Source organism: Pontibacillus chungwhensis, from assembly GCF_030166655.1.
Lineage (GTDB): Bacteria > Bacillota > Bacilli > Bacillales > BH030062 > Pontibacillus.
In genome coordinates, this window is sequence record NZ_CP126446.1 from 2,583,329 (window position 1) to 2,608,297 (window position 24,969).

Here is a 24,969-nt window from a genome sequence, read left to right on the forward strand (position 1 = left end):
TTAATAGAAAGGGGGAATTTTTTTATTACATTCATTTGGTTTTCCATTCCACCTAATCACCTCAGCGTCAGCGATTTCAACTTCACCTAAACTTAGAATGTGAGGGATATAGTGAAACATGCCCATTGGCTCAGCTCTATTATGCTTTTGATCGAAATAATCTTTCGTTTCAGAGGGAAGGGTTGTTAGCTCCTTGTAAGTGGCGGAAGTAACCGCTTGAATTTGATCTTCTTCTATTGGGGATGCCGGTCCTCTGTAGGTTTCTTTCTCGTACAAATATAAAGCATTTTGATTCTTGTCTAAGTTTCTCATGGGAATTTTATAAAACTGTAATTTACTGGTCACATTGACGCCCGTATCATTTAAAGCTTTATAAACGAAATAGGGATGAATAGGTAAAAAGTGAACCACATCGTTCCAAAGACAGTTTAGTTTAGGTATTGTCCTCTCTAGCAGCTTGGATCTCTCCGGATGATTATAATACTTTTTCTTATAAAGATTGAGTAATTCTTCATCCTTCAAGCGATTTAATGGAACTAACCATTTACCTGACATCTTTTCAGGTACTTTGTGATACACATACTGCATTCTCTATTTCCCCCTTTATAATCACTCCTTCGTAAAGTTTACTAATTTATATAGGAAATGATAGTCTTATAATTATTAGAAAATAATGTTATAATTATACTAGGTTGAAAATGTAAAATATAATTGAACGAGATGAATCGAGGACTTCTTTATCTAGTGTTAGTGTTAGGTATTGTGTTCTCTATCCAAAGCGTATTTGGACTCTATAAGAGTGTTAAGAAGCAAAGACTAGTTTCTTATTAATATGAATTTTTCTTGAAAGGAGCCTTTCTCAAACTAGAAGGTTCCTTTTTTAATCTTAGACGGTAGGAGTGTTATAGTGTGAAACTTGTTTTCGTATTCTTCATATCCATTCTATTAGCTGGATTAATCTCTGTTTTACTGTATCAATTGGGTAAAGATTCGTTTCCTCAGTTAATGAAGTATGTTCCTTCTATAGCTTCGGCACTAAGCATTGGCGTAATCTATTTGAAAATGATCTTCATTTCTCAACAATATGAGCCGATCACTGATATTATTCTTATGATGATTCTATCAGTTGTTTGTGGTGTCTCTTTAGTTGGGGCTTTACTAACAGAGTATGTAAGTAGGAAAATGTAAGTTTCTGTACGTCCTGTTACCTTAGTGATGATTTAAGAATTCCTCGACTATTAGATTATAAATTCCCCCACTATCTATGTTCGCAGTGTGACCTGCATAAGGAATTAACGCAACCTTGATATCCTTACTATGTTTTTTTACATATTGGATCGCATCCACCTCATGTTGATCATTACTTCCATTAGCGATTATCGCTGGGACCTGTAAGTCACGTAACCGCGCCTCGGATACTGAGGGGTAATGGTAAGTTTGTGAATACAAGACCTTCTTTAATGTTTGATACCACTTTTCTCCATGAAGTTTTTTTAATTGGTTAGTTATACTTGGATCGTTCTCTTCTATATTTGAAAAATACTTATACTGTTTTTCCATTACATCCTTTAAATGGTTTGGGATGAAAGGGGAATATCCAGTTAGGATCATCCCTTTAAGTAAACCTGGTTCTTTTAAGCCTACATGGATGGCAAGGGAAGCTCCTAAAGAGAGACCTAATATATACCCTTTGCCCCTTTCCTTGATCTGTGCAATAACCCATTCCAAAGCACCTTCAAAATAAGGAGAGTTTGCCTCAATCTCTGATGCACCATGTCCCGGCAAATCCAAAGCTATAACTTCATAATTTTCTCGAAAGAATGGAATTTGTTCTGCGAAATGAGAGCCACCTGTACCCATAAAACCATGTAGCATGTATAATTTATCCATCACAGCCACCTCAATCCTACTATTATTTCCTATCAATAAAAAGGGGAAGTCTTAAACTCCCCCCCTTACTTATTAAGAGTGAGCCTTCACCTCATACTTGTCACTGTACTCAGGAAAAGCAGTTTTGTTCACCATTAAATAAATCGTACCCCACAGTAAAAGAATGCCTGATATGACAAACGCATATTGAACTCCCATCCATTCTGTTAAGGCTCCAAACACTAAGGTGGCTACGCCAAAGACCAGTGAAAACACACCGGACTGGAGACCATAGATCTTAGGGAGCTGCTTTTCTGTAGCTTCTTTCTGCAAGAATGTTTGAAGCGCAACCCCTTTCACCTGGTCAAAGACACCATGCATGAAAGTAAGAATTAAAGCTGCCCAGGCGATCTTGACTAAACCGAATGGAAACGTAATCAAACCTACTACCAAAGAAGCTCCGATCATAAACAAACGCATTCGATTTTCTAATCGGTCATGATAGATGGAACAAATATACCCTCCTGCAATCAAACCAAGGAAGAAACTTGTGTTCAAATACCCCCACCAAGCCTCTGATCTTCCAAGTACCTCTTCTACATAAACATAGATAATCGCAGCCACCCATACAACATTTGCAATTGCCTGCATGGCCATTTCAATATGAATAACGCGAAACAATCTAGTACGCCAGATTAGGATGAACCCTTCTTGTAACTCCCTTATCATTCTCTTTTCCCCGGTCTCTTTCTTAAAAGGAACCGGATCATGGATTCTTTTTAATAGGACGGTCGAGGTCACAAAAAGGATAAAGGTAATCCAAATGAAGTGTTGTCCACCCAAAAAGGAGGCCATTAGTCCACCAATTGCCCAACCACCCAGCTGGGTGCTCTGTGTAACAATAGAGACGAAACTGTTTGCTTTAACGAGCTCTTCTTTCTTAACAAGCCTCGGTAACATCGCGTCTGTTGCGGGTAATGCCCACCCGTCTAACAGTGCAATAAGGAAAATAAACAAAAATAATCCTAGAACCGGAACATGCCCCATCGTATTCCATATGGCTAAGGTGGAGAGCACAAAGGTTTTACTCACTTGAGAAGCCATAAGCAATGTTTTCAGAGGAAACCGATTCATTAAGATCGGGGATACCATACCGCTCATAAAGCGTCCGAATGTATTTAGGAACGGAAGCATCGCTAAGAAAAATGCCGATTCCGTTGCAGCATACAAAAAGGTAATAACTCCAACTATATAAAACACATCACCAAAATTTGCGAGCATCTGCCCGCTCCATAATAATCGAAAAGAATTCTTCATCATACGCCCTCCTATTTATCAGATCGTTCTCTTTGATAAAAAGGAGTTTCTACATTGCGTTATGACCTACTTTCTATAATGAAATTCACACCAAACGTTCTCCTAAACAATAGGTTTTTTACATCAATTCACTTACACGTATCTATGGAGGGAATGACGAAGAATCTTCTCTACAAAACGGAACAATAATGATTAACAATAGTTAGAAGGCGGTTATTGTCTTCTGTTGAAACGTGTTCACCCAATCGAGCACCCGCTATAATGGGTGCCCATATTAAAACCTCTTCCTGACTTAATCCACTCTTTTCGCAGTAGAGACGCAGGTACAGCTCAGCCAGTTCTTTAGAATGGTGAAGATAAAGTAAAAAGGTCCGATAAACATCGCCTCTCGGGTCACCTGCACTAGCATCTACCCAGTCAATAATCTGAATATCTGAATCTGTTCTAATCAGATTATATAGATGGAAATCTCCGTGGCAAAGCTTAGGCGTATAATTCATACTTCCTAATAACTCTACTAATTTTTCTTGTTGGAAAGAATCTAAAAGCCTCGCTCCTTGAATTTGTTCTGTTAGCTTTTGGGTCATCGATTCCAGTCCAGTACAAGAAACGTTATGAATGGAGTATTGCACTTCTACAGATTGTCTTACCTCGTTTTCTACTTGATCCGGATGATCCATAAAGCGATCTCCTAATGACTTCCCCTTTACGTATTCCATTACCAGGGCTGGTTTTCCTTCAACCGTTGTCACTTCTACTACACGCGGTACCGGCAGTCCACATGAACGGGCAAACTCTTGTTTCTTGGCTTCTTTCAAAGCTTCGGTATTTGGTAAGTGGTCTTTGAATACTTTTATAACCTGGTCCTGACTTAAATAAATCATGGCTGTATTTCCTTCTGCTATCGGCTCATTAAGATTCATGCACGTCTCTCCTTGCGATCCTTCATTTCCAATAAAGCACATCTTTGCTAGAATATGAAAATGAAATACATCTCAACTCGTAAAGGATGGTTCTAATGATGAAATGGCTAATTCAAAAAGCTTTGTACGGCGTTGTATTAGCAACTATGCTTGTCTTAGGAGGATACCGCCTCTTCCTTTTTGAAGGAGAATTAACAACAGGTAATGTCTATTCATTTGTTGCTTATTCCATTGTAACGATTGGTATAGCATTTGGAATCACAAAAACATTTAGAAGAAAAGAAACAGAAATCGGATCTGGCTTTTACGCTTCCTTATTCTTTCTTTTAATGTGGGTGTTCGATTTCCACCAGGTCATTCGTTTCGACTTCACGCTCGAAACCAATGTCATTATCACAACTGGTCTGATTACTTCTATTGTCGTATCCTATCTACTGTTTAAACAAAAGATGCCTAAAGAAGAAGCAATCACCAGTTCATGAAAGACCCCGACTAACGGGGTTTTTTTAAGCTTGAGACACCAAAGGATGTTTTACTAGTTTAGGGTAAGGATGATACGTTGTATGTTTCACAAAAAGAACATCGTCTTCCTGGATGTAATATATGTACTCCATATACGCACCCACCGCCCCTTCGCTATCCTAACTGTCCCATCTATTTCTTGATATTCTTAACGATTAGCATGCCAATAGCACCAACAATAACAAGCATGATTAGCATAAGAATAATACCGGGAATTCCGAAATTACTTAACATTTTACTCCCCCCTTTTTAGATCTATAGTCTTGGAGATAACTTCATCCAATGAATCTGAATATTGAATTTCAGGGAGATGGTAGAACGTACTTGTCTTTGTGAAATCCTCTACTTCTCTGTTAGGAGCATACAGGATGATCGTTTTGTTCAGAGCAAGAGCCATCCCAAGTTCAATATGCGTTCCTTTTCCACCTGGAAGAAGAATCACTACAAGATCCGCTTCATATACTCCGTCTTTCTCTTTTTGGCCAATTTCAACAAGCGCTTCCTTACTAGCCGCCCGTTCATTTTCGGTCCAGTCATATGTATGTATAAAACCTCTCTGAATCAACTGATCACGAACAAACTGTACTTGTTCTTTATTTTGGAACCCTGAACCGATATAAAAATTCATTCCAATCTTCCTCCCGATCTCCTCTACAACTTTCCTACTATCTTCCTTAATAAAAAAGCGTCCACTTACACACTATTACCTGAATAGTATGACAAAACGCCAAATGTTTTACAATACTTTACAGAGTTTGGGTGAATTCTTCTATTATGGAGGCTTTAGAATAGTCTTGTGGAAAATGTTAAAGAGGAATAAAAGAAAAGGGATGGAATATGAATACACATATATGATCTACGATAGAAAACTGGGAGTACATAGGTGAGGAATGGGTCCTTACGAAGGAAATTGAGGAACCCATACAATAATTTTTCCTCAAAGGGAGGATAAACTCTATCTAAGATCGCTTATCCTCCTATATTCTAAAGTACTCATCTAGACTGCACATTCCTCACATTTCCTTAAGCACTATGCGTTTAATTGGAGAAGGATCATCCATCTTCTCTCCCCACTTCAAGTTCATAATTCTCTAACTCACTGATCTCTTTGAAACCAGCTCTTTTATATAGAGCAATGGCCCCTTCATTCTCTTTCGATACACAGATTGATATTTCTTGGATTTCCTTATATGAAAAGAGATGTTCTAGAACAGCGGTAAGCAACTGATGGCCAACCCCTTTCCTTCTATATGCTTCTGAGACCCCTATATATTCAATGGACCCTTCCCTATGATCAGGATTCGCCTCTATATACACATATCCTTTCAAATTTCCTGAACCATTCTTTACGAAGAGAAGCTTATGATGTTCATTAAGGCGGTTTACAATCGTTTGTGCACTGAAGTAGGTATGAGGAAAAATGGTATCGTGTAATGCTTTGAAAAGTTCAAAGTCTGAAGGAGTGTAAGAAGATAAGGAAGCGATTGTCTCTTCATCTTGTTGCTGGGCGAGGGTGGTTTGGAGGACAAGGTGATGGTGCTGCTTTCTCGCTCCTACTCTTGATAGAAATGTTTTAGCTTCTTTATTTTGTTTATGGATCATAAAAGAGAAACTCGTTATAGAAGACGGTAATTTCGCCAGTAAATCTCCCCATAACGTTTCAGCTAGTTCATCATCAGCCTCCTGCCGAACAAAAGGCCCCCATACTTCTCCACTCCCATCATCCAGATTAGCATCTACTCCCATAGCGCCTACTATATGACCACTTTCATAACAAACGGAAAAAGAAGAAACAGGATCAAGATCCGAAAAATCAGACGTTAATGTATCATAAATTTCTTCTATTTCATCTCCCGCATAGCCGATGTGGGTTGCGGGGTCTTTATTGAGTTCTGAGATAAAATGTGCTACTTCCCTTAGATGATATGGCCGGTCTATAACTGTTTTCATTTTGCTTCCTCCTAGTTGTGATGCTTGACGAACTCCTCTTCTTTCAGCCCCATTAAAATAGAATCATGATACACGCCGTCATAATACAAAGCATCCCGAATTTGACCTTCTTTAACAAACCCAAGTTTTTCATAAGAACGAATGGCGCGTGTATTATAAGAGAATACATCTAGCCCAATCCGGTTGAGATTCAACTGCCTAAAACCATAATCAATTAGTAGCGAGAGAGCTTCTGTTCCTAAGCCACCTCCCCAAGTTTCTTTTACAAATAAAGAAACTCTTACAAGCGCTTTGCGGTTCAACTGGTCGATCTCAAGTATTGCCATGTCTCCTATCGGCTTTTCATCTTCCTGCTGACAAATGAGGAGGTCGATTCGATTTGAATCCTCTCCTATCTTTTCGAACCACTGCTTCACACTCTTTCTATTAAAAAAGGCTTGAGTTCCTGTTAATCGTCTAACTTCAGAATCCCAAAGGCCTTGGTTATAAAATAGATCTAAGTCCGCTTCTTCTATAGGCCTCAGGAACACCCTTTTACTCTCTAAAAATCGAATTGTCATATCTTTCCCCTCCTAATCACTTCAAGTATACAATCTAAGAATACAGTTATATAGAAACAAAATGGTTATAAACTAAAGTTGCCCTAGCAGAGAAAGGTGTTAGATAAAAAAGCGCCGCTTTCAGAGCGGCGCTTATCTCATCCATATATTTATGTTCATGTATAAAGGTCATCCTTTTTCTTATAAACGATCTTTTTAACCGTTTCCTGTGAAAGAAAAAAGCAGGAAGCAAGCTCTTCAATCGAAGCGCCATCCAAAAACGCTTCTTTCATGCGTTCATTGCGTTTCTCTATTCGTTCTCGAGCTCCGCTGTTGGCGCCCCATTTTCTATGAGCCTTCTTTTCTTTAGGGATATAAAGTGTTTCTCCCTGGATGTATTTCTGAAGTTCCATGACTAATTCTTCTGGTAATACGTTTGTTGCGTTCACATATTTCATGTTTAGCCAGCTCCTTAATTGATCCTTGTTCTGATTCAATAAGGTGCAAAGCCTACATGATTAGTTTCTACCTGCTGGCGATGTGAAAAATCTCTTCCTCATGCAAAGAATCGCCCTCTAATCATAGGCTTTGCATGAGCTGTTTTCGTTTTACACAACATGGTTCTGCACATCCTTGCTACCACCTTTCTATTCGATTAAAGACTCAACATTACTCCCTTTTCGTCAAATGTTGAATCAGGATTATACGCCACTTCCCAAACATTATGTTCCGGATCTTGAAAAGATGCTGAGCGGAAGGATGAATCTTCTGTTACAGGGGGCTTAGTCACTTGTCCTCCTGCTTCCTTAACACGGGCAATTGTCTCATCAACCTGCTCAGGGGCATCCACGTTAATGGCAACCGTCACTCCCTTAAAAGTACCTAGTGGTGGGGGATCAAGATCTGTGCCCTGAATCAATTTATCGTAAGAATAGAGGGAAAGCATAACTCCGGCATTTTTGAATACAGCATAATCACTATACCCATGGTTCGTCTCCTCCCAGCCTAAATTTTGATAAAATTTCCTGAGCGCTGAAACATCGTGAGCTCCTATTGTAAGTAAGCTAACGCGCTGTGGTACCATAAACATCCCTCCCAGTTTTAATCACTTACATATGTATCTTTACTTTGATCAACCTCACTCCTCCACTGCTAGCACATTAAAACCTCTTAGTGTCCAACAATAAACCCAAAATCTTGTGAATTCCGAAGCACACCTTCATAAAAACTGTTAATATTGTAACATATTTGAATAATCTGACTTATAAAATCATGGATTATATCACGAAAACTAGAGGAGGGTCATAATGATCAGTGAACTAAATCACAATGAATTTTATAAATGCAAAACTTTAATCAATGATGAGGGTCACCTGGAAGTTAAAGCAATAATAGAAGGAAATAACCGAGGTCGAATCTTTGTAGATCATACTGATTCTCCGACAACAGGACTAATTTGGTTAGGTAACCATGATGGGTTTTTCTTCATAGGAGATGAAGGAAATGAAGAGTTTAATCATGATTTAAATGAATTTATCGATGACGTAATTTTTCCTGAAGCAAAGGAGCTCGGGTTGAAGCATTTTATAGCCATAGGGAATCATTCAGGTTGGGATCAAACAATAGAGCGTATCTTTGAACAACGTCCTATGAATGTAAGTCATCAAAGTGTTTATAAGTTAAGGAAAAGCCAAGTTAAAGAAACAAATGTACCTCCTATTGAAAAAGATTATAACGTATTCCAAATCTGTAGAGAACTTTTCGAGAATAAAAGTCTCACCATTGAGAATATAGATTTTTTACACTCTAAACTATTAGAATTCTGGTCTTCCCCAGAGGACTTTTTTCAAAAAGGAATAGGGTATTGCGTAGTCCATCGAAAGAGAATCGTAAGTTTATGTTTCTCAGGATTTGTAGCGGAGAATACTCACGCCCTGGATATAGAAACAATAGAGACCTACCAGGGAAATAAGTTAGCTCAAAGAGCAGCTCGCTCCGTAGTGAAAGATTGTTTAGATAAGGGGATGAAGCCTTATTGGGATTGCGAGGAGGCAAATACACCTTCGAATGCTATTGCCCGGAAGATAGGATTAGAGAATGAATTCAAGTACTTAGTGTACATTTTTCCGATTGAGTAAGAAGAGAGAACACCTAAACACTTTAAAGATTGCTAGAAAACGGGGAAGAGTGTTGACCTCTTCCCTATTTCTACTAAGCCTCTTCTATCTAAGGATCTACATCTCTTCAGGCACCTCAACTCCCAGAAGGCGTAGTCCCTCACCGATCACAATAGCGACTGCTTCCGTCAACGCAAGGCGGCCATTCTGGTAGGAACCTGTTTCTAAAATGCGTACATTCGCATAATAGGCATTAAAGGATTGTGCCAGTTTTAATAAATATTTCGCCACTTTTGAAGGATCGTAATAATGGGCAGCTTGTTCAATCACTTCAGGGAATGCGGCTACCTTTTGTACTACAGACCAAGCGTAACCCCAGTCCTCTGCATTGAAAGAATAGGAAGTAACGTCCCCCTCCGCTTTTCTCAAAATAGATTTCGCACGAGCATACGTATATTGCAAGTAAGGCGCTGTTCCACCTTCGAATTTCAGCATTTCCTCATAAGAGAACTCTACATCATTTAAGCGATCGTTCTTTAAGTCGTGGAAAATGACCGCTCCAACACCAACTTTACGTGCAACGTCTTCTTTCTGATTAAGACCCGGGTTCTTCTCTTCTATATTCTGTTTGGCAAACTGAATTGATTTCTCGAGCGCCTCTTCTAAGAAGACAACTTTCCCTTTGCGGGTCGACATTTTCTTCCCGTCTTTAAGCATCATGCCAAATGGAACGTGAGTGATTTCGTCTGCCCAGTCGTAGCCCATTTTCTTCAACACAGCTCTTAATTGTTTAAAATGCAAGCTCTGTTCATTTCCCACCACATATAAAGAGGCAGCATGGTTATATGTTTTCTTTCTAAATATAGCCGCAGCCAGGTCACGCGTGGTATATAGGGTGGTTCCATCAGATTTTTGAATAAGAGCTGGTGGCAGACCCTCTTCATCCAAACGAACGACAAGGGCTCCATCAGATTCTTCAAGTAACCCCTTTTCCTTTAAAAGGGTAAGGATCTCTTCTGACTGCTGGTGGTGGGAGGATTCCCCTTTATACGAATCAAACGAGACATTTAGCAGGTTATAAATCCCCTTAAATGATAGGAGAGATTCTTCCTTGAACCACTTCCATAGCTTTATTGCCTCCGGATCTCCTTTTTCAAGCTTTACGAACCAGGCGCGCCCCATTTCCACAAGTGACGCGTCTTTTTCCGCTTCTTCGTGGAACCTAACATATAACGCCAATAGCTCTTGTATAGGATTGCTACGAACTTTCTCTCCTTCTCCCCATAATGTATAAGCCGCAATTAACTTTCCAAATTGAGTCCCCCAATCTCCAAGGTAATTGATGCGAACTACATTATAGCCGCACTTCTCAAGGATCTTTCCAACCGCATTCCCTATAACCGTAGAACGAAGATGACCCATGGAGAATGGTTTCGCAATATTTGGGCTTGATAGATCCATGGGAATGGTCTTTTCATTCCCAAATGTATGGCTTCCGTATGTGTGAGCACTCTTCAATACCGAAGTCATAAGCTCTTTGGTGTAGGCTTCCTTGTTATAAAAGAAGTTCACATAAGGGCCGACCGCTTTTATAGTAGACACCACAAGAGGTGAGAGCTTTATACTCGCTGAGAGATCTGCTGCAATTTGTGATGGATTCTTTCTAAAGACTTTTGCCAGTTCAAAGCATGGAAAAGCTAAGTCCCCCATATTCTCGTGTTTTGGAACTTCAAGGAGCTCATCTATCTTTTGCAGTGAAAGGTATTCATGTAATTCGTCACCTAATGCTTTTGTAATTTCCTTTTTAACGTTTTTCATTTCCTCCATCCTTTCTCTAAACAAAAAACCCGCCTCCCCTCCCATTACAGGAGGAGAGACGGGTATCGTTTCCGCGGTGCCACTCTCATTACCTTTCTTAAAGAAAGGTCAGCTTAGGTTCTTGTTAACGGCAAGTACCGATAGCCCCTACTTTCGTTCAGAGCTATACCTCAAAAGTCCGGTTCGTCGCTTTCTTACCACCAGGCTCCCACCGTCCCCGGCTCTCTTAATGTCTTCCAACGACTACTCTCTTTTTCTTAGGTTACGTTTGTTTAATTGGAAGAAATTATATATGAAAGAATGGAAGCTGTAAAGAAAAATTTATTCTAGGAATTTCCCCCTCAACTTGCAACCCATATATTATTATGAAAGAGGGAAGAACGATAAAGTCCTAATAGTCGCTATTCTGTATAAATCTATTCTTTTATCTTTATAATTCGAACAGACGGTCCTCAAAACTACCGTCGCTATAAACGCGTTCCACAAACCTTGAATGTCCTCCCTTTTGGTACACCAACGTAGACGCTCTTGTCCCGTAATTCGGCGTGTCTATAAACAGGGACGACAGACTCCGCTCCCACTCAAGGGGAATGCCTGTATCAGGCAACTCTTCATCATTTGCGGGTTCAGCATGCTGAAGTGTTTGGAATAAGCATGCATCCACATTATCTGTTTGACTCTCCAGGCAATCGGATAGCCATTTTTTCCCTTTTATGACTTTAGGCCAGGGAGTATCTAACAAATGATTACTTAAACCATAGATACCAGGTTGCAGTTCCCGGATCTCTCCTTGCCGGTTTGAATAATAATATAAAGAATCCCCGTCTGAGACGATCAAGTTAAAGCCCGGATAAGAATGTTTCCTTTCATGAACGGCCTCGAGAAACTCTTGTGGTGAATCCGTCCCTTTTAAGAAATCACTAACCAACTCCCCACGAGAACGTGTCCCTCCTTTCTCTTCATCAGGGCCACGGTAATTAGTTAGAGCAGCGAAGCGACCTACCTTCGTAACGCCCATCCACGTCCCCATTTTCTCAAGGTCCCGTCCAGCCAGTATATGTGGAGCATCCTCCCAGAAGTGAGCTTTGGCGGTTTCTCTTTGGTAAAATTCATCCCGGTTCGCGGCTACAACTAAATCATATGTTTGATCCACTTTATAAGCTAAATTAATTAAACACATTTTAGCCCTCCTTTCTTACGAGGTATCAAATGTAAACAGAAGGATTAGTTTTCCTCAAGAATTATATGTGGGCTACTTATGATTTGAAATAGAATACAAGAGCACGTCTTGACCAGAAAATGTGATAGACCGCTCCACGCTCATCCCAAGCTTTTCAGCCACTCTTCTTGAGGCAAGGTTTCCTGGCTGGATGAGTGATATAAGCTTTTTCGCTTTAAGACTTTTGAATCCAAAGTCTTTCAGTGATCTAGCCACTTCTGATGCATATCCCTCTCCCCAATGAGGACGAGCGATCCAGTAACCAATCTCCCACTCTTCTTTACCATCTACCATTTGCGGAACAATGCCCGCATGACCCAACTTCACCTCATCTTCTTTTCTTATCAAAAGTTTCAACCTGAGGTTTGGGTCTTCTTTATAGGTCTCTAGAATCCGATTTATCAAACGAGTTGCCTCTCCCTCTTCTTTCACACTACCATTCCCTATATACCTCATCACTTCTGAATCTTGTAACATTGCTGCGAGGAAGGGTTGATCTTCTTCTTTATAATCTCTTAGATAAACTCTTTCCATTCCTTCACTCCTGACTTTCTCTGCCTACCCCTAATTATTTCAAACCAATCTGAAAACGTCTACTTCCACCCATAAATCATGTTCCACTCGGCATTTCATCCTATGGTTCATTTGCTTTACAGACAGCTCTTTCAAAAAAGACCGGCTAGTTCACGATGAACTAGCCGGTCTTTGTTTATCCAAATTAAACTGCAGGTGGTCCGAATTTCCCGTCTCTGAAGTCTTTAAATGCTTCTCTAATCTCGTCCATGGAGTTCATCACAAATGGCCCATAAGGAACAATCGTTTCTTCAATTGGGAGACCTGAATAAACAAGAACTCTTGTACGTCTTTTCTTTGCGTTAAGTGCTAGGGTGCTTCCTTTATCTGACTCTCCGTTGGCGCGATAGTCTAACGTTGCTACACCATGTTTCTTTAAGGGTGTTTGATCTCCGCCTACTTCTACTTCTCCTGATAAAACATAGACAAAAGCATTATGATTCTCAGGTAGCTCTAGTGTAGTAGAAGCCCCTTCTGAGAGATTTACTTCAGATAACGTAATAGGCACGATCGTTTCCATAGGCCCTTTTACACCGGCCACTTCGCCGGCATATACCTTTATGGTTCCTTCATCGACATTCACTACTGGAGCATCTTCAGCATAAACGTTCTGGTATAAAGTTTCGGATTGCTTTTGTTCTTGTGGGAGGTTCAACCACAATTGAAGTGTGTGGGCTACGTCGTCTTCTACGCCGTCTTCAGCATGACGTGCCGCCCAACCCGCGTTCATATATTGAACATCGCCTGGTTCTAAAATATCGCGTCCTCCGCCGTTGTCGATATGCTCCAATCGACCATCAATCACGTACGTAATCGTCTGGAACCCTCTATGAGGATGGTCAGGGAAGGTCCCTTTCTTAAACCAGTCCTCAGCCATAAGGATAAACGGGTCAAACTCTTTCCACCGATCAGCCGGGAGTACCCAACCTTTTTGGATAGCCGGGAAGTTCATTTCTTCATATTCTACATACCATGTATCCCGTACATGTCTGTTCAGTTTGTCTTCATTCGCCATATTAAACTCCTCCTATGCCAATAGTGATGATGACAACTTTTCACCCAGTATAAGAAAAAGTTGATCGTGCAGTTATATTTCCATTCCCTAAATTGACAAACAATATATCTATATTTATACTAACGTAAGTGAAATAGTTTGTATAGCAACTAACTCAGGAGGGAAACGTTTGAAGTTATCTTTTCAAGATTACATCAGTATAAAAATTCACCAGACAGACCTCAATCTTACGAAATTCATCAAATCAAAGTTAGATGATTTTAACCTCGCTCCAGAGCAGAATTTAATCATGATGTTGCTTTGGGAAAAGGATGGATTAACCCAAAATCAACTAGCCGATAAACTTGATAAAGATAAAACCAACATTGCGAGAATGGCTTCTAACTTAGAGAAAAAGGGCTATATTCATAGAGCCCACCCCAAAGAAGACCGTCGCTCTCTTATGTTATTTCTAACAGATAGCGGGAAAGAACTTGGTGAAAAAGTTATTCCGGTTGCTGAAGAGTTTAACGAGATGGTTTGCAAAGGAATCTCAAGCGAGGAACTAAGCGAGCTTGAACGCTTGCTTAACAAGATCAACCATAATGTCCAGGATCAATGATGGACATTTTTCTCCAATAGTTGCTATAACAACAATTAATTTCTGGAGGTAACAACTATGGCAAACGTACTATTTATAAAAGCAAATTCTAGACCCATTGAACAATCTATAAGCGTGCAGTTATATCATACATTTCTAGATCAATATAAAGCAGAGAATCCTTTTGATCACATCACTGAGCTAGATTTATTTGAAGAGAACCTTCCATACTATGACACAGATAAAATCAACGGCATGTTTAAGCAGGCTAAAGGCATGGAATTAACAGCTGAAGAAGAAACAGCTGCAGCAACGGTAAATCGTTATTTAGATCAATTCCTTGCAGCGGACAAAGTCGTATTCGCATTCCCTCTATGGAACTTCACCATCCCCGCTGTCTTGCATACGTATTTTGACTACCTGGCGCAAGCTGGTAAAGCGTTCAAGTATACAGCTGAAGGACCGGTGGGACTATTAACGGATAAGAAGGTAGTTCTTCTGAATGCACGAGGTGGCGTTTATTCAGAAGGCCCTGCTCAATCGTCTGAGATGGCCGTAAATTATGTAACGAACATTCTTAACTTCTGGGGTATCCAAGATATCACTACACTTGTCATTGAAGGACACAATCAATACCCTGACCGAGCTGACGAAATTATTCAGGATGGGTTAAAGAAAACTGAGCAAGCAGCTCTAGCATTCTAATGGAAGAAGGTGCCCGATTCAATAATCGGGCACCTTTTTTTGTGAAAAGGGATACACAAGAAATGTTAATATATTTAGGATAAAAGAATATTAAGAATGTTATTGCCCCTGTAATCATTACCTGATAGTATTATTTTTATTGAATTATCAGTATTTAATACTACATAGGATAGGGGCTTATACGATGCAAAACAAATTATCATTTTCAACCTATGCCCTGATCGGAACCATGCTGTTTGGTATGTTTTTCGGAGCAGGGAATCTTATCTTCCCGATCCAGCTTGGTCAGATGGCGGGAACAAATTTCTGGCCTGGCCTTATCGGATTCTTAGTTACAGCGATCGGCCTTCCTTTTATGGGGATACTCGCGATTGGACTCTCACGTAGTAACGGACTACAAGATTTAGCGAGCCGCGTTCATCCGTTATTTGGAATCACCTTTGCCACGGTGCTTTATTTAACAATCGGTCCTTTCTTCGCAATCCCACGTACAGCAACTGTTCCATTTGTTGTTGGATTTGAGCCATTTTTAAATGATGGACAGGTTACGTTATGGCTCGGGGTTTTCAGTTTCATGTTTTTTACTATTGTCTATTATTTTTCCTTAAACCCTGCTAAAGTGATGGATTACATCGGGAAATATTTAACACCATTATTCCTTGTCTTCTTATTTATCCTGATTGGGACGGCAATCTTCAATCCGATGGGAGCGTTTGGCAGTCCTGCGAGCGACTATAAGGACATGGCCTTCATGACCGGATTTACGGAAGGGTACAATACAATGGATGCGCTGGCTTCTCTTGCATTTGGGATCGTCGTGATTAACGCCATTAAATCAAAAGGGGTCACAGAACCAAAAGCGATTGCCCAGGCGACATGGAAAGCGGGTATTGTAGCGATGGGCCTTATGATGCTTATTTATGGACTTATCACCTACATGGGTGCATCGAGTGTTGAAGCCATTGGAACTTATGATAATGGTGGGCTAATCTTTGCAGAAGTGGCTCAACATTATTTCGGACCGTTTGGCTCTGTATTACTAGCCATTATTATCGTTTTGGCTTGTTTAAAAACGAGTATTGGACTGATTACATCTTGTAGTGATTACTTCCACTCTATCATTCCAAAAGTCAGCTATAAGTCGTTTGTACTGATCCTTTGCCTTGTCTCGTTCATCATTGCAAACTTTGGGTTAACGAACATTATTCAGTTTGCAATACCTGTATTAATGTTCCTTTATCCCTTAGCGATTGTTCTTATCCTACTAGGATTAACCTCACCGCTGTTTGGTAACAAGCGCAGTGTATACACCGTTTCCATGTTCCTTACTTTCTTTGTAAGTGTCATAGACGGATATAAAGCATTAGTAGCCAACCTTCCTGGATGGACCGTGTCAGCTTTCGAATCGATCCAAACCTTCTATGCTGATGTATTACCTTTATATAGCATGGGACTTGGCTGGATGCTGCCGGCACTACTAGGAGTTGTAATCGGCCTCCTATTACCAAAGCGTACAGTTGAAACACCCTATATGTAAGGCATTCAAAAAGGCAACTTCCCTATGAGGAGGTTGCCTTTTGTTCGTAAACAGGGATGAAATAGAGACCACTATTACGTTTGATATGTACAAGAATGGCTACTGTTCTAATGGGATCAACTTTGCGTTACATGCTTTTTCATAAAATTCGACCGGCCCTGCTTCTCCAATAATCGCATATTGGTAGCGAAGCTTAGCCATTTCGATTAAACATGTATCGAGCAATTCTCTGCCCACAAATTGAAACCTTTTATCTTTCGAGGTACCCATTGGACCAAATAAGCCCTTCTGGTTATGAACAAGGTCATAACAAGCAAAACCTATGATACTACCATTTTGTTCGGCCAGAAGGATTGGGATCACATCCATATTGTAAGAATGATTGATGTGCTCAAGCCATCTTTCACCAAATTCTTGCAGAACATAATCTTCTAGAGCAGGAAGGTCCGACAGATTGGCTCTCCTAATCTTATTGTAGGGGGTGAACGTTTTATGTACATAATCACCTAGATGAACCGTTAAATCCCTTGGTGTACAGGCTATCGTAAAGATCTTCGTAAGCATTTCTTTCGTTAAGATTTCTCTCAGACTGACCTCTTTCTCTATAACAGCGTATAGAATATGTCCTTCATTCATCAGTGCTTGTCCATAATGCTCTTTCTTCTCATTGGCCCGCTCCAACACATCTACAGTGGCAGAGGATACCTTGATCCCCTTCCATTCTGTGTATACTTCTGTTTCCTTGTCACAAACTTTCTCAATTTGTTCTATGAAATCCGCACCGATTTGTTTGTATAAATATAAGAACACTTCTCCGCATGGACCTGTACCTTCTTCACAAGCACCTATCAGAAAGTGATAAGGTTCTATAATGCAGTCGCGTTTTTTTACCTTGTCAATTATCCTCGTTGTCCTGGGGGTAAATCGATAGAAGTCTTTTTCCAAGTTCTCGCCTCCTACTAATCTTTTTATCTATTTAGCATTTCCACAACTTTAAGCATAAATCCTTCCAAGTCAAAGAAACCTATTCAAACTCACCTTAAATTTTATATTTTTTTATAAAAGAAAATAGATTAAAAAGAGAACCCTCTTCTTTGTGAAAAAGAAAAGCATTCTCCTTTTTGATCTAATTAAAAATTCAACCGCTCATTTACCGTTTCATTGTATTTCTTTAATAACCTTCCAAACGTCTCCTGTTCTTCTTCTGTCCAGTCTTTTAACATCTCCTCAAGACGCTCGAACCTTTGCTGTTTATTTCCTTCGAGTTCCTTTGAACCAAGCTCTGTAATCTTATAAAAGTACGCTCGTTTATCATCTGGGTTTGGAAGCTTTTCAACGTATTGTTTCTCAACTAGTTTTGTCGCTTGTCGGCTTACTGTGGAAATATCCAAATGAAGTTCTTCTGATAATGTTTTGACTCCTGCTGGGCCAAATGATGAAAGTTGCCTTAACAAGATATACGCAGATCGTTCCATTCTCCCTTTTCGCTGTTCAGTCATGACGATTCTCCGTATAAAGTCCGTTATTTGCCGTTCAATTAATTCAACGGATTGTTCACTCATATTCTCCACCTCAATCGAATTCCTTTTCCCTCTAGCATACCATATTTCATCCGGCTACCTTGACACCCCAAAGTATTTAGTTGTATTATACAATTAATTGATTGTATAATACAACTAAATACATTAGATCAGTAAGGAGAATGTAAATATGTCAGCAAAACCAAATCCGGTCCCGCCGGTTACAATTGCAGAAGAGCCAAGTATACTAAAGCAGCCAAAAGCAGTATGGGCTGTCTTTTTTGCGTGTATCATCGCATTTATGGGGCTTGGACTCGTGGATCCGATTCTACCTGCCATTGCGAAACAACTAGATGCAGCACCTAGTGAAGTTACCCTTCTGTTTACAAGCTATAATGCTGTCATGGCCGTAGCCATGCTTGTAACAGGCGTGATTACATCGCGAATAGGAATGAAATATACACTTTTATCTGGAATTGTAATTATCGCCTTATTCTCTGGACTAGGAGGACTATCAAACGGCATATGGGAGCTTGTCTTTCTACGGGGAGGCTGGGGCCTTGGAAATGCCTTATTTGTTGCGACGGCCCTAACTGCCATTGTCACCTTATCGAACAGTGGTAATGCAAAAGCTATCATTCTTTATGAAGCAGCTATTGGCCTCGGAATTTCCGTTGGTCCTCTTATTGGAGGCTGGCTCGGTGCGATGTCGTGGAGAGGTCCATTTTTAGGTGTTGCTACCTTAATGGTCATAGCGTTTATTGGTCTAACTACCCTTATGCCACGTACTCAGAGTGCTGGCGGAACGAAGCGAAAGAAAACTTCTCTAGCCGATCCATTTCGTGCACTGCAACACCGCTCCTTATTGGTTCTTGGTATTGCAGCTGCTCTTTATAATTACGGATTCTTTACGTTATTAGCCTTTTCGCCATTTGTATTAGGCCTTGATGAACACGGCCTTGGCATGGTGTTCTTAGGTTGGGGAATCTTACTTGCCATCACTTCAGTGTTTATGGCACCTAAACTTCAAAAATGGATTGGTACTGTGAAATCCATGTGCTTGATGCTTACTCTATTTGCTGCAACCCTTTTAGCTATGGGCATTTGGACTTCCGCTCAGTGGGTGGTCATAGCAGCTGTTATATTTGCAGGTGCTTTATTAGGGAATAACAACACCCTCATTACAACTGCCGTAATGAATGCAAGTCCTGTTGAACGATCCACAGCATCAGCTGCATACAGCTTTCTTCGTTTCCTTGGAGGAGCGCTTGCACCTTTCCTTGCAGGGAAACTTGCCGAGATCTTCAACTCTAGCATGCCATTTTATGTAGGAGCATTCTTTGTACTTCTTTCCGTGGTATTTGTATGGATGAATAAGAAACACATTATGCATGTCGATGAGGCTGAAGCTCATTAATCCTTATACAAAAAAAGCCCTGGCTCAAGTGGAGAGCCAGGGCTTCATTTATGTAATATTTATTCTGATTTCGGTAAAATACAGTATGTAATTGTTAAAAAGGGAATCGACCATAACCACATGTTATGGGTCGCATGTAACGCCCCTTCTCCCACTTCTTCCACCAGAAAGTATTCTTCAATCGGTAATTTGAAGCTTCCAAGTCTAGTCTTTAAATACGTCCCAGAATCAGCATCCTTTGATTTAAGGCGTTTACTCGATAAGCTTAAACGACTTCCCTTTTGATGAAGTTCAAGTACTCCTGTCATCGTTGAAAAGGGTAATGGGAGCCCAATATTCATATAGGTCCGCTGATTCGTCTTATGGAAAGAATAGATAGCAACAAAACATACTTCGTCCCCGATCTTTCTCACCCATGCCCTTGGCCGGTACCGACCGTCTGTCTCTTCTGAAACCGGCACAATATCCCCTGTCATTTCTACTTCTTTACCAGATAGAGGCAAATTAATTTGTTCCGTTCTCTTACTTAACAAACGATAAACCGCTGCAAATGGCTTAAACCATGCTTTCCATTTTACTTTGGCCAATAAGCGATAAGAGGTTGTTCTTTCATAAAAATCGATAATCGCCGGAGACAAGGTGTTTAGATCAACATCTTCCCTATATAATCTCATGTCTTCTACGAGACCTACTTCTTGACGCTCTCTGTCCTCATGGTCTTTAAGCACATTCTCTCCGACATGGAACGAACCCTTGACTCTACTGGTAGGAATGTTACGCATCCTGAGTAAACTCCCCTTCGTAAGAAAAGATCGTTCCGATGATTGGGTTTTGAACCCTCACCTGAATTTCGAACACATTTCTCTCCTCATTAAAGGCTTCAACTACGGTTGCCACCCCTTGGAGGAATCGGGGTAAAGGGATTTCTTTATCACCAATCACCGCGCGCTGCCGCTTTGACTGAATGTGGAGACCACCGTTTTCAAGAACAGTTAATGCCAAATCAGAATATAGAACTGAGGGCTCCCCAAGATAGTCTTTAATAATCCCACGCTCAGAATCAAGGCTCATCAGGGCATTGAAATACCGCTTCTTTCCACTGAAATAAAACACTCTCTCCCAGTGCACTTGTTCCTCTCCATTATCTCCTGTTAAAGGCTGATGCTGAATGGTAAATGGGATGAATACTCCACTCTCAGGAAATAGAAGCTTTCTTCTTGTTCCCAAAAACATCAGTGGATACATCCACTTCGGCCCTCTTGTTATTTTCTTCATGACACCTGACCCTCTATATGGACCTTTCTCAAGCTGCTTGTATCGCCGCTTTAGCATCGGGTGTAATCGATTAAATCGATCTCCTAACACTTGTGAATAGATCGGCATTCCCATCACTCCTTCCTCTTCCTTTTGCACGTCTTAGCTGTTGGCACGTCCCGACTTATAGTCAATCCGATTAAGGACAATAGAAATAAACTACTATTGTAAGGGAGAGGACTGAAAGGATGAGTAAGCGTACCCGGGTCTGCTACAATAGCTGAGAGAGTGAGAATCGGAATAGCCCATGCTTGAATCAAATGCAGCCACTTCCGTCTACCAACAAACCACCACGAGAGACCAAAGAGCAATTCTCCACTGCCCATGACGAGTACAACATTAGGTGCTGACACTCCATCAGGCAAGAGACTCTCTGCCATCGCTACTTCCTCTGGATGTTGAAATAAAATCTTAGGAATTAGCCCATGATAGATCCATATAAAAGAAAAGAAAAAGGCGAGCATCCAATAAACAAAGAATTGGATGTACTGAGACTTAGGTGTGACCCCTTTCTCAAGCCAACGTTTAAGCACATCAAAGCTAAGTGCTGTTGCCCATCCAATCATCGGACGAAAGATAAACCGGTCGAATAAAGCTCCCACCTTACCAAACCTCGTTTGGTAATCGTATTGAGTGAGGAAGGTTAAATCCTTATCGTTTCGAATATATTTCCAATATCCTCTTCCCTCTGTAATAATGGATATCCTTTGATCTGTTCCAAAATGAAGAGAAGAAGTCCTCGAACCATCCTTACCATTATGGGTTCCTTTACTTCTCCCCCACCCTTCAATTGAAAGACCTAGACCTATATTTGTCTTATATGTAAAGTCTTGCGGATCCTCTTCCTGTTCTTTAGGTTGATAAATAATAGATGAAAAGCGGAGGTCCCATTGCTCGTGTTGATCGGGTATCTGGGAAGCGTTCCAAAGATCTTCCATATCCGCTTCTATTCTAGTTTCCACATAAATCGGCTCTCTTTTCATCGTCCTCCCCCTTCTCACCTATTATTTTATCAGTTCTCAAAATAATGTGGTAACAACGAAAAGCCAACAGGCTATTCCAGGTGCATACTCCTCTAATACACTACATAACTCTCCAAACCTTATAGATTCCTACGATTGTACATAAAGAATCCCCCAAACAGCCCTTTCTTGCTGCGAAGGACCCAATCTATAAAGAACCCTTAATTCTTCTTACTACCTCTCGATAAAATGAACCATCGTGAGCTACAAAATCTTCTCGACCGATTCGCTCTTCAAAAGATTGACTTCGTCCATCAACACCGATTTTAAACCCACACGCTTTAACTTGATCTGCCTGATGGGACCAAAGCTGTTCAAAGTCATTCAACTTCACCCGAATCATACCCGTTACTTCTTCGACCTGCAATTTAAAATCATCGAACTGGAGTCTACTATTTAATAAGAATACATTCGCAAACTCTTTATCAATGATTGTGTCATTCTCAACCTGATAGGAGAGAGTATCCAACGAAGTCAGATCCTCATACTGAACGGAAATCCCTAGTTCCTCCTCAACCTCTCTTATTCCATCTTCAACGGATTCATCAGCAAGAAGGTGCCCTGCAGCTGTTATATCATAAAGGCCCGGATAGTCTTTCTTAAAGGGACTCCGTAGTTGCAAATACACATAATACTCATCCTCAATTAGCGTTATCATCCAACAATGGAACACTTCGTGCCAGTATCCATAGTGGTGAACGTCTCTTCGTGAGGCTACACCAATTGGATGCTTGTTTTGATCGAAAATTCTTAGCTGTTCTTCCATAATCGCCTCTTCCAACTCCTATTCCTTTTCCACTTCTTCTTTAAAGCGTTCAATTAAGTTCCCATCAGAAACTTCATCGTACTTCTTCCTCAATTCTGGGAGGAGCTTTTCATATAGGACAGCCATTTCATAATGATCGCGGTCATAGGTGTGGTTGAATTCTTCTGGCGTCATACCAATCGCCTCCGCAGCTGCCTTCTGCTCCATCACATCCAATTGATCTGGACCTTCTTCGATATAACGATCTACTTCCTCTTCTGTTACCTGCACTCCATAGGTTTCTTGAGCGTACCTTTTCCTATCTTCTTGTTGCTGAAGAGCTTCCTTTGCTTGTTCAAGCACCGCTTCTTCTTTGACGTTATCATTTCCATTCCGTTTAGATTGATAAATTGTTCGAGCGATCCATTTCTCTAAGTTATCCTCCTGAACCTCAAATGCTTCCGCTTCTGAGACAGAATCTTTAAACATCGCCTTATAATCTTCAAACGTATAGTCTTCTACTTGGTCGACGACCTGGTTCTCGGTTTGTGACCCTTCTACTCCTTCATCTGCTGAGGACTGACAGCCTGATAGTAAAAGAATAGCAACAATGGAGCAAGTTGCGATTATTTTCATAGCGACACGCCCTTCATCTTATTAAAGTTCGTTCCATTCCAACCAATTATTTCAAAGAGAGCTAGATTTCTCAACTTGATCTAGATAAAAACATTCAAAACATTTGGTTACTATATTTAGACCAACTAGCTAATCATGTACACTATATTCTCTACACTACTTTAAACCAAAAAGGTCAGGGGGAGACTCCCCTGACCTTTTACGTTAACTTTATTCCATAAAACTTCATCTCGGTCATATCCTCAATGGCATACTTCACACCTTCTCTTCCAATACCGCTTTGCTTGACACCCCCATAAGGATGGTTATCCTGGCGATAGGTTGAGATTTCGTTGATCCACACGCCGCCCATTTCAATCTGATCTGCCACTCGAAAGGCTCGGTTAATATCTTTCGTAAATATACCTGCTTGTAGTCCATAAATCGAATCATTAGCGGCCTGGACCACTTCTTCTTCTGTTTCAAATGGAATAATCGACACAATTGGAGCAAATACTTCTTCAGCGATGATCTTCATATCACTTTTGACATTTGTCATAATGGTTGGGGTTAAGATCGTGCCTCTTTGTTCTCCCCCTGTTTCAATTGTCGCTCCATTCTTCACAGCATCGTCGATCCAGGTTTTTGCCCGTTCAGCAGCTTCCTCTGTAATCATCGGACCGAAATCTGTACCTTCATCAAGGGGATCGCCGATCGTTAAGGATTCGGTTTGTGATTTGTATTCTGCTAAGAACGATTCATAAAGAGACTGGTGTACATATACGCGCTGGGCTGAGATACAAACTTGCCCCGAAAAAGCAAAAGCCCCCTTCACTAAATCCGTCACTACATCGTTAACGTCATTATCTTCAAATATAATATTGGGTGAATTTGAACCAAGTTCAAGGGTAACTTTTTTAAATCCGGCTTTTTCCCTAATTCTTCTTCCGACCGGAAGACTTCCTGTAAAAGTGACTTTATGCACCTTTTCATGCTCCACTAACGGATCACCTAGCTCTTCACCTGTCCCGAGCACAAGGTTTAGCGCACCTTGAGGTAATCCCGCTTCGTGGAGTAACTTTACAAGCATATAAGCAGACACAGGAGTTTTCTCGGCAGGCTTAAACACCACCGTATTTCCCGCTGCAATCGCAGGGGCTAGTTTATGAAGAGAAAGGTTTAAAGGAAAGTTAAACGGCGTAATCGCTGCCACAATCCCTAGTGGCACTCGTTTTGTAAAGCCTAATCGGTTCTCTCCACCTATGGCTGCGTCCATCGGAATAACTTCCCCGTTGATATCTTTCGCTTGTTCAGATGCAAAGCGAAGTACTTGGACAGAACGTTGCACTTCTCCTCGACTGAATTTCAAAGGCTTCCCTGCCTCTTTCGAAATAATTTGAGCAAAGTCATCCTCGCGTGCTTCTAATAGATCAGCAGCCTCACGCAGAATGTCACCCCGTTTATGAGCTGGCATCTTCTTCATCGTGTTATGAAAAACTTCATAACTTTCTTCTATCGCTTCCTGTAATTCACTCACGTTCGCTAGAGCAATTTCCGCTACAAGTTCATCATTGTAGGGGTTCCTGACAGAAAGGGTCTCTCTATCTTCTTCTATATATTCTTGACCATTTATAATCGATCCGATTCTCATG

The 24,969-nt window shown here is 40.7% G+C and carries 28 protein-coding genes and 1 other annotated feature; of the genes, 7 read left to right on the top strand and 21 right to left on the bottom strand.

Annotated elements, in window-relative coordinates; genetic code table 11:
* Entirely contained in the window at positions 1–588 is a 588-nt protein-coding gene (locus tag QNI29_RS13430; RefSeq protein WP_231417015.1) for a group-specific protein, read from the bottom strand.
* Positions 589–909: 321 nt separating this feature from the next.
* On the opposite strand from QNI29_RS13430, the gene QNI29_RS13435 reads away from it, so the two are divergent.
* Positions 910–1,188 (top strand): hypothetical protein, encoded by a 279-nt coding sequence (locus QNI29_RS13435; RefSeq protein ID WP_231417016.1) that lies wholly within the window; start codon positions 910–912, stop codon positions 1,186–1,188.
* Between the two features lie 21 nt (positions 1,189–1,209).
* On the opposite strand, the gene QNI29_RS13440 is transcribed toward QNI29_RS13435, so the two are convergent.
* The 3 genes from QNI29_RS13440 to QNI29_RS13450 all read right to left on the bottom strand — a co-directional run bounded on the left by QNI29_RS13440 (position 1,210) and on the right by QNI29_RS13450 (position 4,109).
* On the bottom strand, positions 1,210–1,890 hold the full coding sequence (locus QNI29_RS13440) for an alpha/beta fold hydrolase (protein ID WP_231417017.1): 681 nt from the start codon (positions 1,888–1,890) through the stop codon (positions 1,210–1,212).
* 72 nt (positions 1,891–1,962) lie between these two features.
* On the bottom strand, positions 1,963–3,189 hold the full coding sequence (locus QNI29_RS13445) for an MFS transporter (protein ID WP_231417018.1): 1,227 nt from the start codon (positions 3,187–3,189) through the stop codon (positions 1,963–1,965).
* A 167-nt stretch (positions 3,190–3,356) separates the two neighbouring features.
* Entirely contained in the window at positions 3,357–4,109 is a 753-nt protein-coding gene (locus QNI29_RS13450) for a phosphotransferase family protein (protein ID WP_231417019.1), read from the bottom strand.
* Between the two features lie 95 nt (positions 4,110–4,204).
* On the opposite strand from QNI29_RS13450, the gene QNI29_RS13455 reads away from it, so the two are divergent.
* Positions 4,205–4,591 (top strand): hypothetical protein, encoded by a 387-nt coding sequence (locus tag QNI29_RS13455; RefSeq protein WP_231417020.1) that lies wholly within the window; start codon positions 4,205–4,207, stop codon positions 4,589–4,591.
* A gap of 275 nt (positions 4,592–4,866) precedes the next feature.
* Here the strand turns inward: QNI29_RS13455 and QNI29_RS13460 are convergent, their stop codons facing one another.
* From QNI29_RS13460 to QNI29_RS13480, 5 genes are all read right to left on the bottom strand, one after another.
* Positions 4,867–5,259, bottom strand: a complete 393-nt coding sequence (locus tag QNI29_RS13460; RefSeq protein ID WP_231417021.1) for a nucleoside 2-deoxyribosyltransferase — start codon at positions 5,257–5,259, stop codon at positions 4,867–4,869.
* Between the two features lie 425 nt (positions 5,260–5,684).
* Entirely contained in the window at positions 5,685–6,581 is an 897-nt protein-coding gene (locus QNI29_RS13465) for a GNAT family N-acetyltransferase (RefSeq protein WP_231417022.1), read from the bottom strand.
* Positions 6,582–6,592: 11 nt separating this feature from the next.
* On the bottom strand, positions 6,593–7,141 hold the full coding sequence (locus tag QNI29_RS13470) for a GNAT family N-acetyltransferase (protein ID WP_231417023.1): 549 nt from the start codon (positions 7,139–7,141) through the stop codon (positions 6,593–6,595).
* Positions 7,142–7,296: 155 nt separating this feature from the next.
* Entirely contained in the window at positions 7,297–7,578 is a 282-nt protein-coding gene (locus QNI29_RS13475; RefSeq protein ID WP_231417024.1) for a CD3324 family protein, read from the bottom strand.
* Positions 7,579–7,775: 197 nt separating this feature from the next.
* Complete coding sequence (locus tag QNI29_RS13480) at positions 7,776–8,204, bottom strand: VOC family protein (protein ID WP_231417025.1); 429 nt, start codon at positions 8,202–8,204, stop codon at positions 7,776–7,778.
* Positions 8,205–8,427: 223 nt separating this feature from the next.
* On the opposite strand from QNI29_RS13480, the gene QNI29_RS13485 reads away from it, so the two are divergent.
* Complete coding sequence (locus QNI29_RS13485; RefSeq protein WP_231417026.1) at positions 8,428–9,258, top strand: GNAT family N-acetyltransferase; 831 nt, start codon at positions 8,428–8,430, stop codon at positions 9,256–9,258.
* A 96-nt stretch (positions 9,259–9,354) separates the two neighbouring features.
* Here the strand turns inward: QNI29_RS13485 and argS are convergent, their stop codons facing one another.
* From argS to QNI29_RS13505, 4 genes are all read right to left on the bottom strand, one after another.
* Positions 9,355–11,064 (bottom strand): arginine--tRNA ligase, encoded by a 1,710-nt coding sequence (gene argS, locus QNI29_RS13490; RefSeq protein WP_370635449.1) that lies wholly within the window; start codon positions 11,062–11,064, stop codon positions 9,355–9,357.
* Positions 11,065–11,106: 42 nt separating this feature from the next.
* Positions 11,107–11,323, bottom strand: a binding site (T-box leader).
* A gap of 162 nt (positions 11,324–11,485) precedes the next feature.
* Positions 11,486–12,235: an NRDE family protein gene (locus tag QNI29_RS13495; protein ID WP_231417028.1), complete on the bottom strand. Its 750-nt coding sequence runs from the start codon at positions 12,233–12,235 to the stop codon at positions 11,486–11,488.
* A 72-nt stretch (positions 12,236–12,307) separates the two neighbouring features.
* Positions 12,308–12,808, bottom strand: coding sequence for a GNAT family N-acetyltransferase (locus tag QNI29_RS13500; RefSeq protein WP_231417029.1), 501 nt, complete (start codon positions 12,806–12,808; stop codon positions 12,308–12,310).
* Between the two features lie 184 nt (positions 12,809–12,992).
* Positions 12,993–13,862, bottom strand: coding sequence for a pirin family protein (locus QNI29_RS13505; RefSeq protein WP_231417030.1), 870 nt, complete (start codon positions 13,860–13,862; stop codon positions 12,993–12,995).
* Positions 13,863–14,031: 169 nt separating this feature from the next.
* Between QNI29_RS13505 and QNI29_RS13510 the strand changes: the two genes are divergently transcribed.
* The 3 genes from QNI29_RS13510 (at position 14,032) to brnQ (ending at position 16,684) form a co-directional block, all read left to right on the top strand.
* Positions 14,032–14,463 (top strand): MarR family winged helix-turn-helix transcriptional regulator, encoded by a 432-nt coding sequence (locus QNI29_RS13510; RefSeq protein WP_231417031.1) that lies wholly within the window; start codon positions 14,032–14,034, stop codon positions 14,461–14,463.
* A 57-nt stretch (positions 14,464–14,520) separates the two neighbouring features.
* The gene (locus QNI29_RS13515) at positions 14,521–15,147 is read left to right on the top strand and encodes an FMN-dependent NADH-azoreductase (RefSeq protein ID WP_231417032.1); all 627 of its coding nucleotides are present in this window, start codon (positions 14,521–14,523) and stop codon (positions 15,145–15,147) included.
* Between the two features lie 184 nt (positions 15,148–15,331).
* Entirely contained in the window at positions 15,332–16,684 is a 1,353-nt protein-coding gene (gene brnQ / locus QNI29_RS13520) for a branched-chain amino acid transport system II carrier protein (RefSeq protein WP_231417033.1), read from the top strand.
* Positions 16,685–16,783: 99 nt separating this feature from the next.
* Here the strand turns inward: brnQ and QNI29_RS13525 are convergent, their stop codons facing one another.
* Entirely contained in the window at positions 16,784–17,629 is an 846-nt protein-coding gene (locus tag QNI29_RS13525) for a GNAT family N-acetyltransferase (RefSeq protein WP_231417034.1), read from the bottom strand.
* Positions 17,630–17,814: 185 nt separating this feature from the next.
* Positions 17,815–18,246 (bottom strand): MarR family winged helix-turn-helix transcriptional regulator, encoded by a 432-nt coding sequence (locus QNI29_RS13530; protein WP_231417035.1) that lies wholly within the window; start codon positions 18,244–18,246, stop codon positions 17,815–17,817.
* A gap of 148 nt (positions 18,247–18,394) precedes the next feature.
* Between QNI29_RS13530 and QNI29_RS13535 the strand changes: the two genes are divergently transcribed.
* Positions 18,395–19,621 carry an MFS transporter gene (locus tag QNI29_RS13535; RefSeq protein ID WP_231417036.1) on the top strand — a complete coding sequence of 409 codons (1,227 nt, stop codon included), beginning with the start codon at positions 18,395–18,397 and terminating at the stop codon, positions 19,619–19,621.
* Between the two features lie 59 nt (positions 19,622–19,680).
* On the opposite strand, the gene QNI29_RS13540 is transcribed toward QNI29_RS13535, so the two are convergent.
* From QNI29_RS13540 to QNI29_RS13565, 6 genes are all read right to left on the bottom strand, one after another.
* Positions 19,681–20,403 carry a helix-turn-helix domain-containing protein gene (locus QNI29_RS13540; RefSeq protein ID WP_231417037.1) on the bottom strand — a complete coding sequence of 241 codons (723 nt, stop codon included), beginning with the start codon at positions 20,401–20,403 and terminating at the stop codon, positions 19,681–19,683.
* Positions 20,396–21,004 (bottom strand): DUF4166 domain-containing protein, encoded by a 609-nt coding sequence (locus tag QNI29_RS13545; protein WP_231417038.1) that lies wholly within the window; start codon positions 21,002–21,004, stop codon positions 20,396–20,398. Before QNI29_RS13545 ends, QNI29_RS13540 begins: the two co-directional genes overlap by 8 nt.
* A gap of 5 nt (positions 21,005–21,009) precedes the next feature.
* Entirely contained in the window at positions 21,010–21,918 is a 909-nt protein-coding gene (locus tag QNI29_RS13550; RefSeq protein ID WP_231417039.1) for a DoxX-like family protein, read from the bottom strand.
* Positions 21,919–22,105: 187 nt separating this feature from the next.
* Positions 22,106–22,723 (bottom strand): NUDIX hydrolase, encoded by a 618-nt coding sequence (locus QNI29_RS13555; RefSeq protein WP_231417040.1) that lies wholly within the window; start codon positions 22,721–22,723, stop codon positions 22,106–22,108.
* Positions 22,724–22,741: 18 nt separating this feature from the next.
* Positions 22,742–23,338, bottom strand: coding sequence for a hypothetical protein (locus QNI29_RS13560; protein ID WP_231417041.1), 597 nt, complete (start codon positions 23,336–23,338; stop codon positions 22,742–22,744).
* A 199-nt stretch (positions 23,339–23,537) separates the two neighbouring features.
* Positions 23,538–24,968 (bottom strand): aldehyde dehydrogenase family protein, encoded by a 1,431-nt coding sequence (locus tag QNI29_RS13565; protein WP_231417042.1) that lies wholly within the window; start codon positions 24,966–24,968, stop codon positions 23,538–23,540.
* Between the last annotated feature and the right edge of the window lies 1 nt (position 24,969).

What these genes read in the sequence shown, in the direction of transcription:
- QNI29_RS13550 (WP_231417039.1), bottom strand. Translation starts at nt 21,918, where the DNA reads ATGAAAAGAGAGCCGATTTATGTGGAAACTAGAATAGAAGCGGATATG.
- QNI29_RS13430 (WP_231417015.1), bottom strand. Translation starts at nt 588, where the DNA reads ATGCAGTATGTGTATCACAAAGTACCTGAAAAGATGTCAGGTAAATGG.
- QNI29_RS13440 (WP_231417017.1), bottom strand. Translation starts at nt 1,890, where the DNA reads ATGGATAAATTATACATGCTACATGGTTTTATGGGTACAGGTGGCTCT.
- QNI29_RS13555 (WP_231417040.1), bottom strand. Translation starts at nt 22,723, where the DNA reads ATGGAAGAACAGCTAAGAATTTTCGATCAAAACAAGCATCCAATTGGT.
- QNI29_RS13540 (WP_231417037.1), bottom strand. Translation starts at nt 20,403, where the DNA reads ATGCGTAACATTCCTACCAGTAGAGTCAAGGGTTCGTTCCATGTCGGA.
- QNI29_RS13470 (WP_231417023.1), bottom strand. Translation starts at nt 7,141, where the DNA reads ATGACAATTCGATTTTTAGAGAGTAAAAGGGTGTTCCTGAGGCCTATA.
- QNI29_RS13460 (WP_231417021.1), bottom strand. Translation starts at nt 5,259, where the DNA reads ATGAATTTTTATATCGGTTCAGGGTTCCAAAATAAAGAACAAGTACAG.
- QNI29_RS13450 (WP_231417019.1), bottom strand. Translation starts at nt 4,109, where the DNA reads ATGAATCTTAATGAGCCGATAGCAGAAGGAAATACAGCCATGATTTAT.
- argS (WP_370635449.1), bottom strand. Translation starts at nt 11,064, where the DNA reads ATGGAGGAAATGAAAAACGTTAAAAAGGAAATTACAAAAGCATTAGGT.
- QNI29_RS13545 (WP_231417038.1), bottom strand. Translation starts at nt 21,004, where the DNA reads ATGCCGATCTATTCACAAGTGTTAGGAGATCGATTTAATCGATTACAC.
- QNI29_RS13465 (WP_231417022.1), bottom strand. Translation starts at nt 6,581, where the DNA reads ATGAAAACAGTTATAGACCGGCCATATCATCTAAGGGAAGTAGCACAT.
- QNI29_RS13535 (WP_231417036.1), top strand. Translation starts at nt 18,395, where the DNA reads ATGTCAGCAAAACCAAATCCGGTCCCGCCGGTTACAATTGCAGAAGAG.
- QNI29_RS13500 (WP_231417029.1), bottom strand. Translation starts at nt 12,808, where the DNA reads ATGGAAAGAGTTTATCTAAGAGATTATAAAGAAGAAGATCAACCCTTC.
- QNI29_RS13505 (WP_231417030.1), bottom strand. Translation starts at nt 13,862, where the DNA reads ATGGCGAATGAAGACAAACTGAACAGACATGTACGGGATACATGGTAT.
- brnQ (WP_231417033.1), top strand. Translation starts at nt 15,332, where the DNA reads ATGCAAAACAAATTATCATTTTCAACCTATGCCCTGATCGGAACCATG.
- QNI29_RS13495 (WP_231417028.1), bottom strand. Translation starts at nt 12,235, where the DNA reads ATGTGTTTAATTAATTTAGCTTATAAAGTGGATCAAACATATGATTTA.
- QNI29_RS13480 (WP_231417025.1), bottom strand. Translation starts at nt 8,204, where the DNA reads ATGGTACCACAGCGCGTTAGCTTACTTACAATAGGAGCTCACGATGTT.
- QNI29_RS13560 (WP_231417041.1), bottom strand. Translation starts at nt 23,338, where the DNA reads ATGAAAATAATCGCAACTTGCTCCATTGTTGCTATTCTTTTACTATCA.
- QNI29_RS13445 (WP_231417018.1), bottom strand. Translation starts at nt 3,189, where the DNA reads ATGATGAAGAATTCTTTTCGATTATTATGGAGCGGGCAGATGCTCGCA.
- QNI29_RS13530 (WP_231417035.1), bottom strand. Translation starts at nt 18,246, where the DNA reads ATGAGTGAACAATCCGTTGAATTAATTGAACGGCAAATAACGGACTTT.
- QNI29_RS13475 (WP_231417024.1), bottom strand. Translation starts at nt 7,578, where the DNA reads ATGAAATATGTGAACGCAACAAACGTATTACCAGAAGAATTAGTCATG.
- QNI29_RS13485 (WP_231417026.1), top strand. Translation starts at nt 8,428, where the DNA reads ATGATCAGTGAACTAAATCACAATGAATTTTATAAATGCAAAACTTTA.
- QNI29_RS13515 (WP_231417032.1), top strand. Translation starts at nt 14,521, where the DNA reads ATGGCAAACGTACTATTTATAAAAGCAAATTCTAGACCCATTGAACAA.
- QNI29_RS13455 (WP_231417020.1), top strand. Translation starts at nt 4,205, where the DNA reads ATGATGAAATGGCTAATTCAAAAAGCTTTGTACGGCGTTGTATTAGCA.
- QNI29_RS13565 (WP_231417042.1), bottom strand. Translation starts at nt 24,968, where the DNA reads ATGAGAATCGGATCGATTATAAATGGTCAAGAATATATAGAAGAAGAT.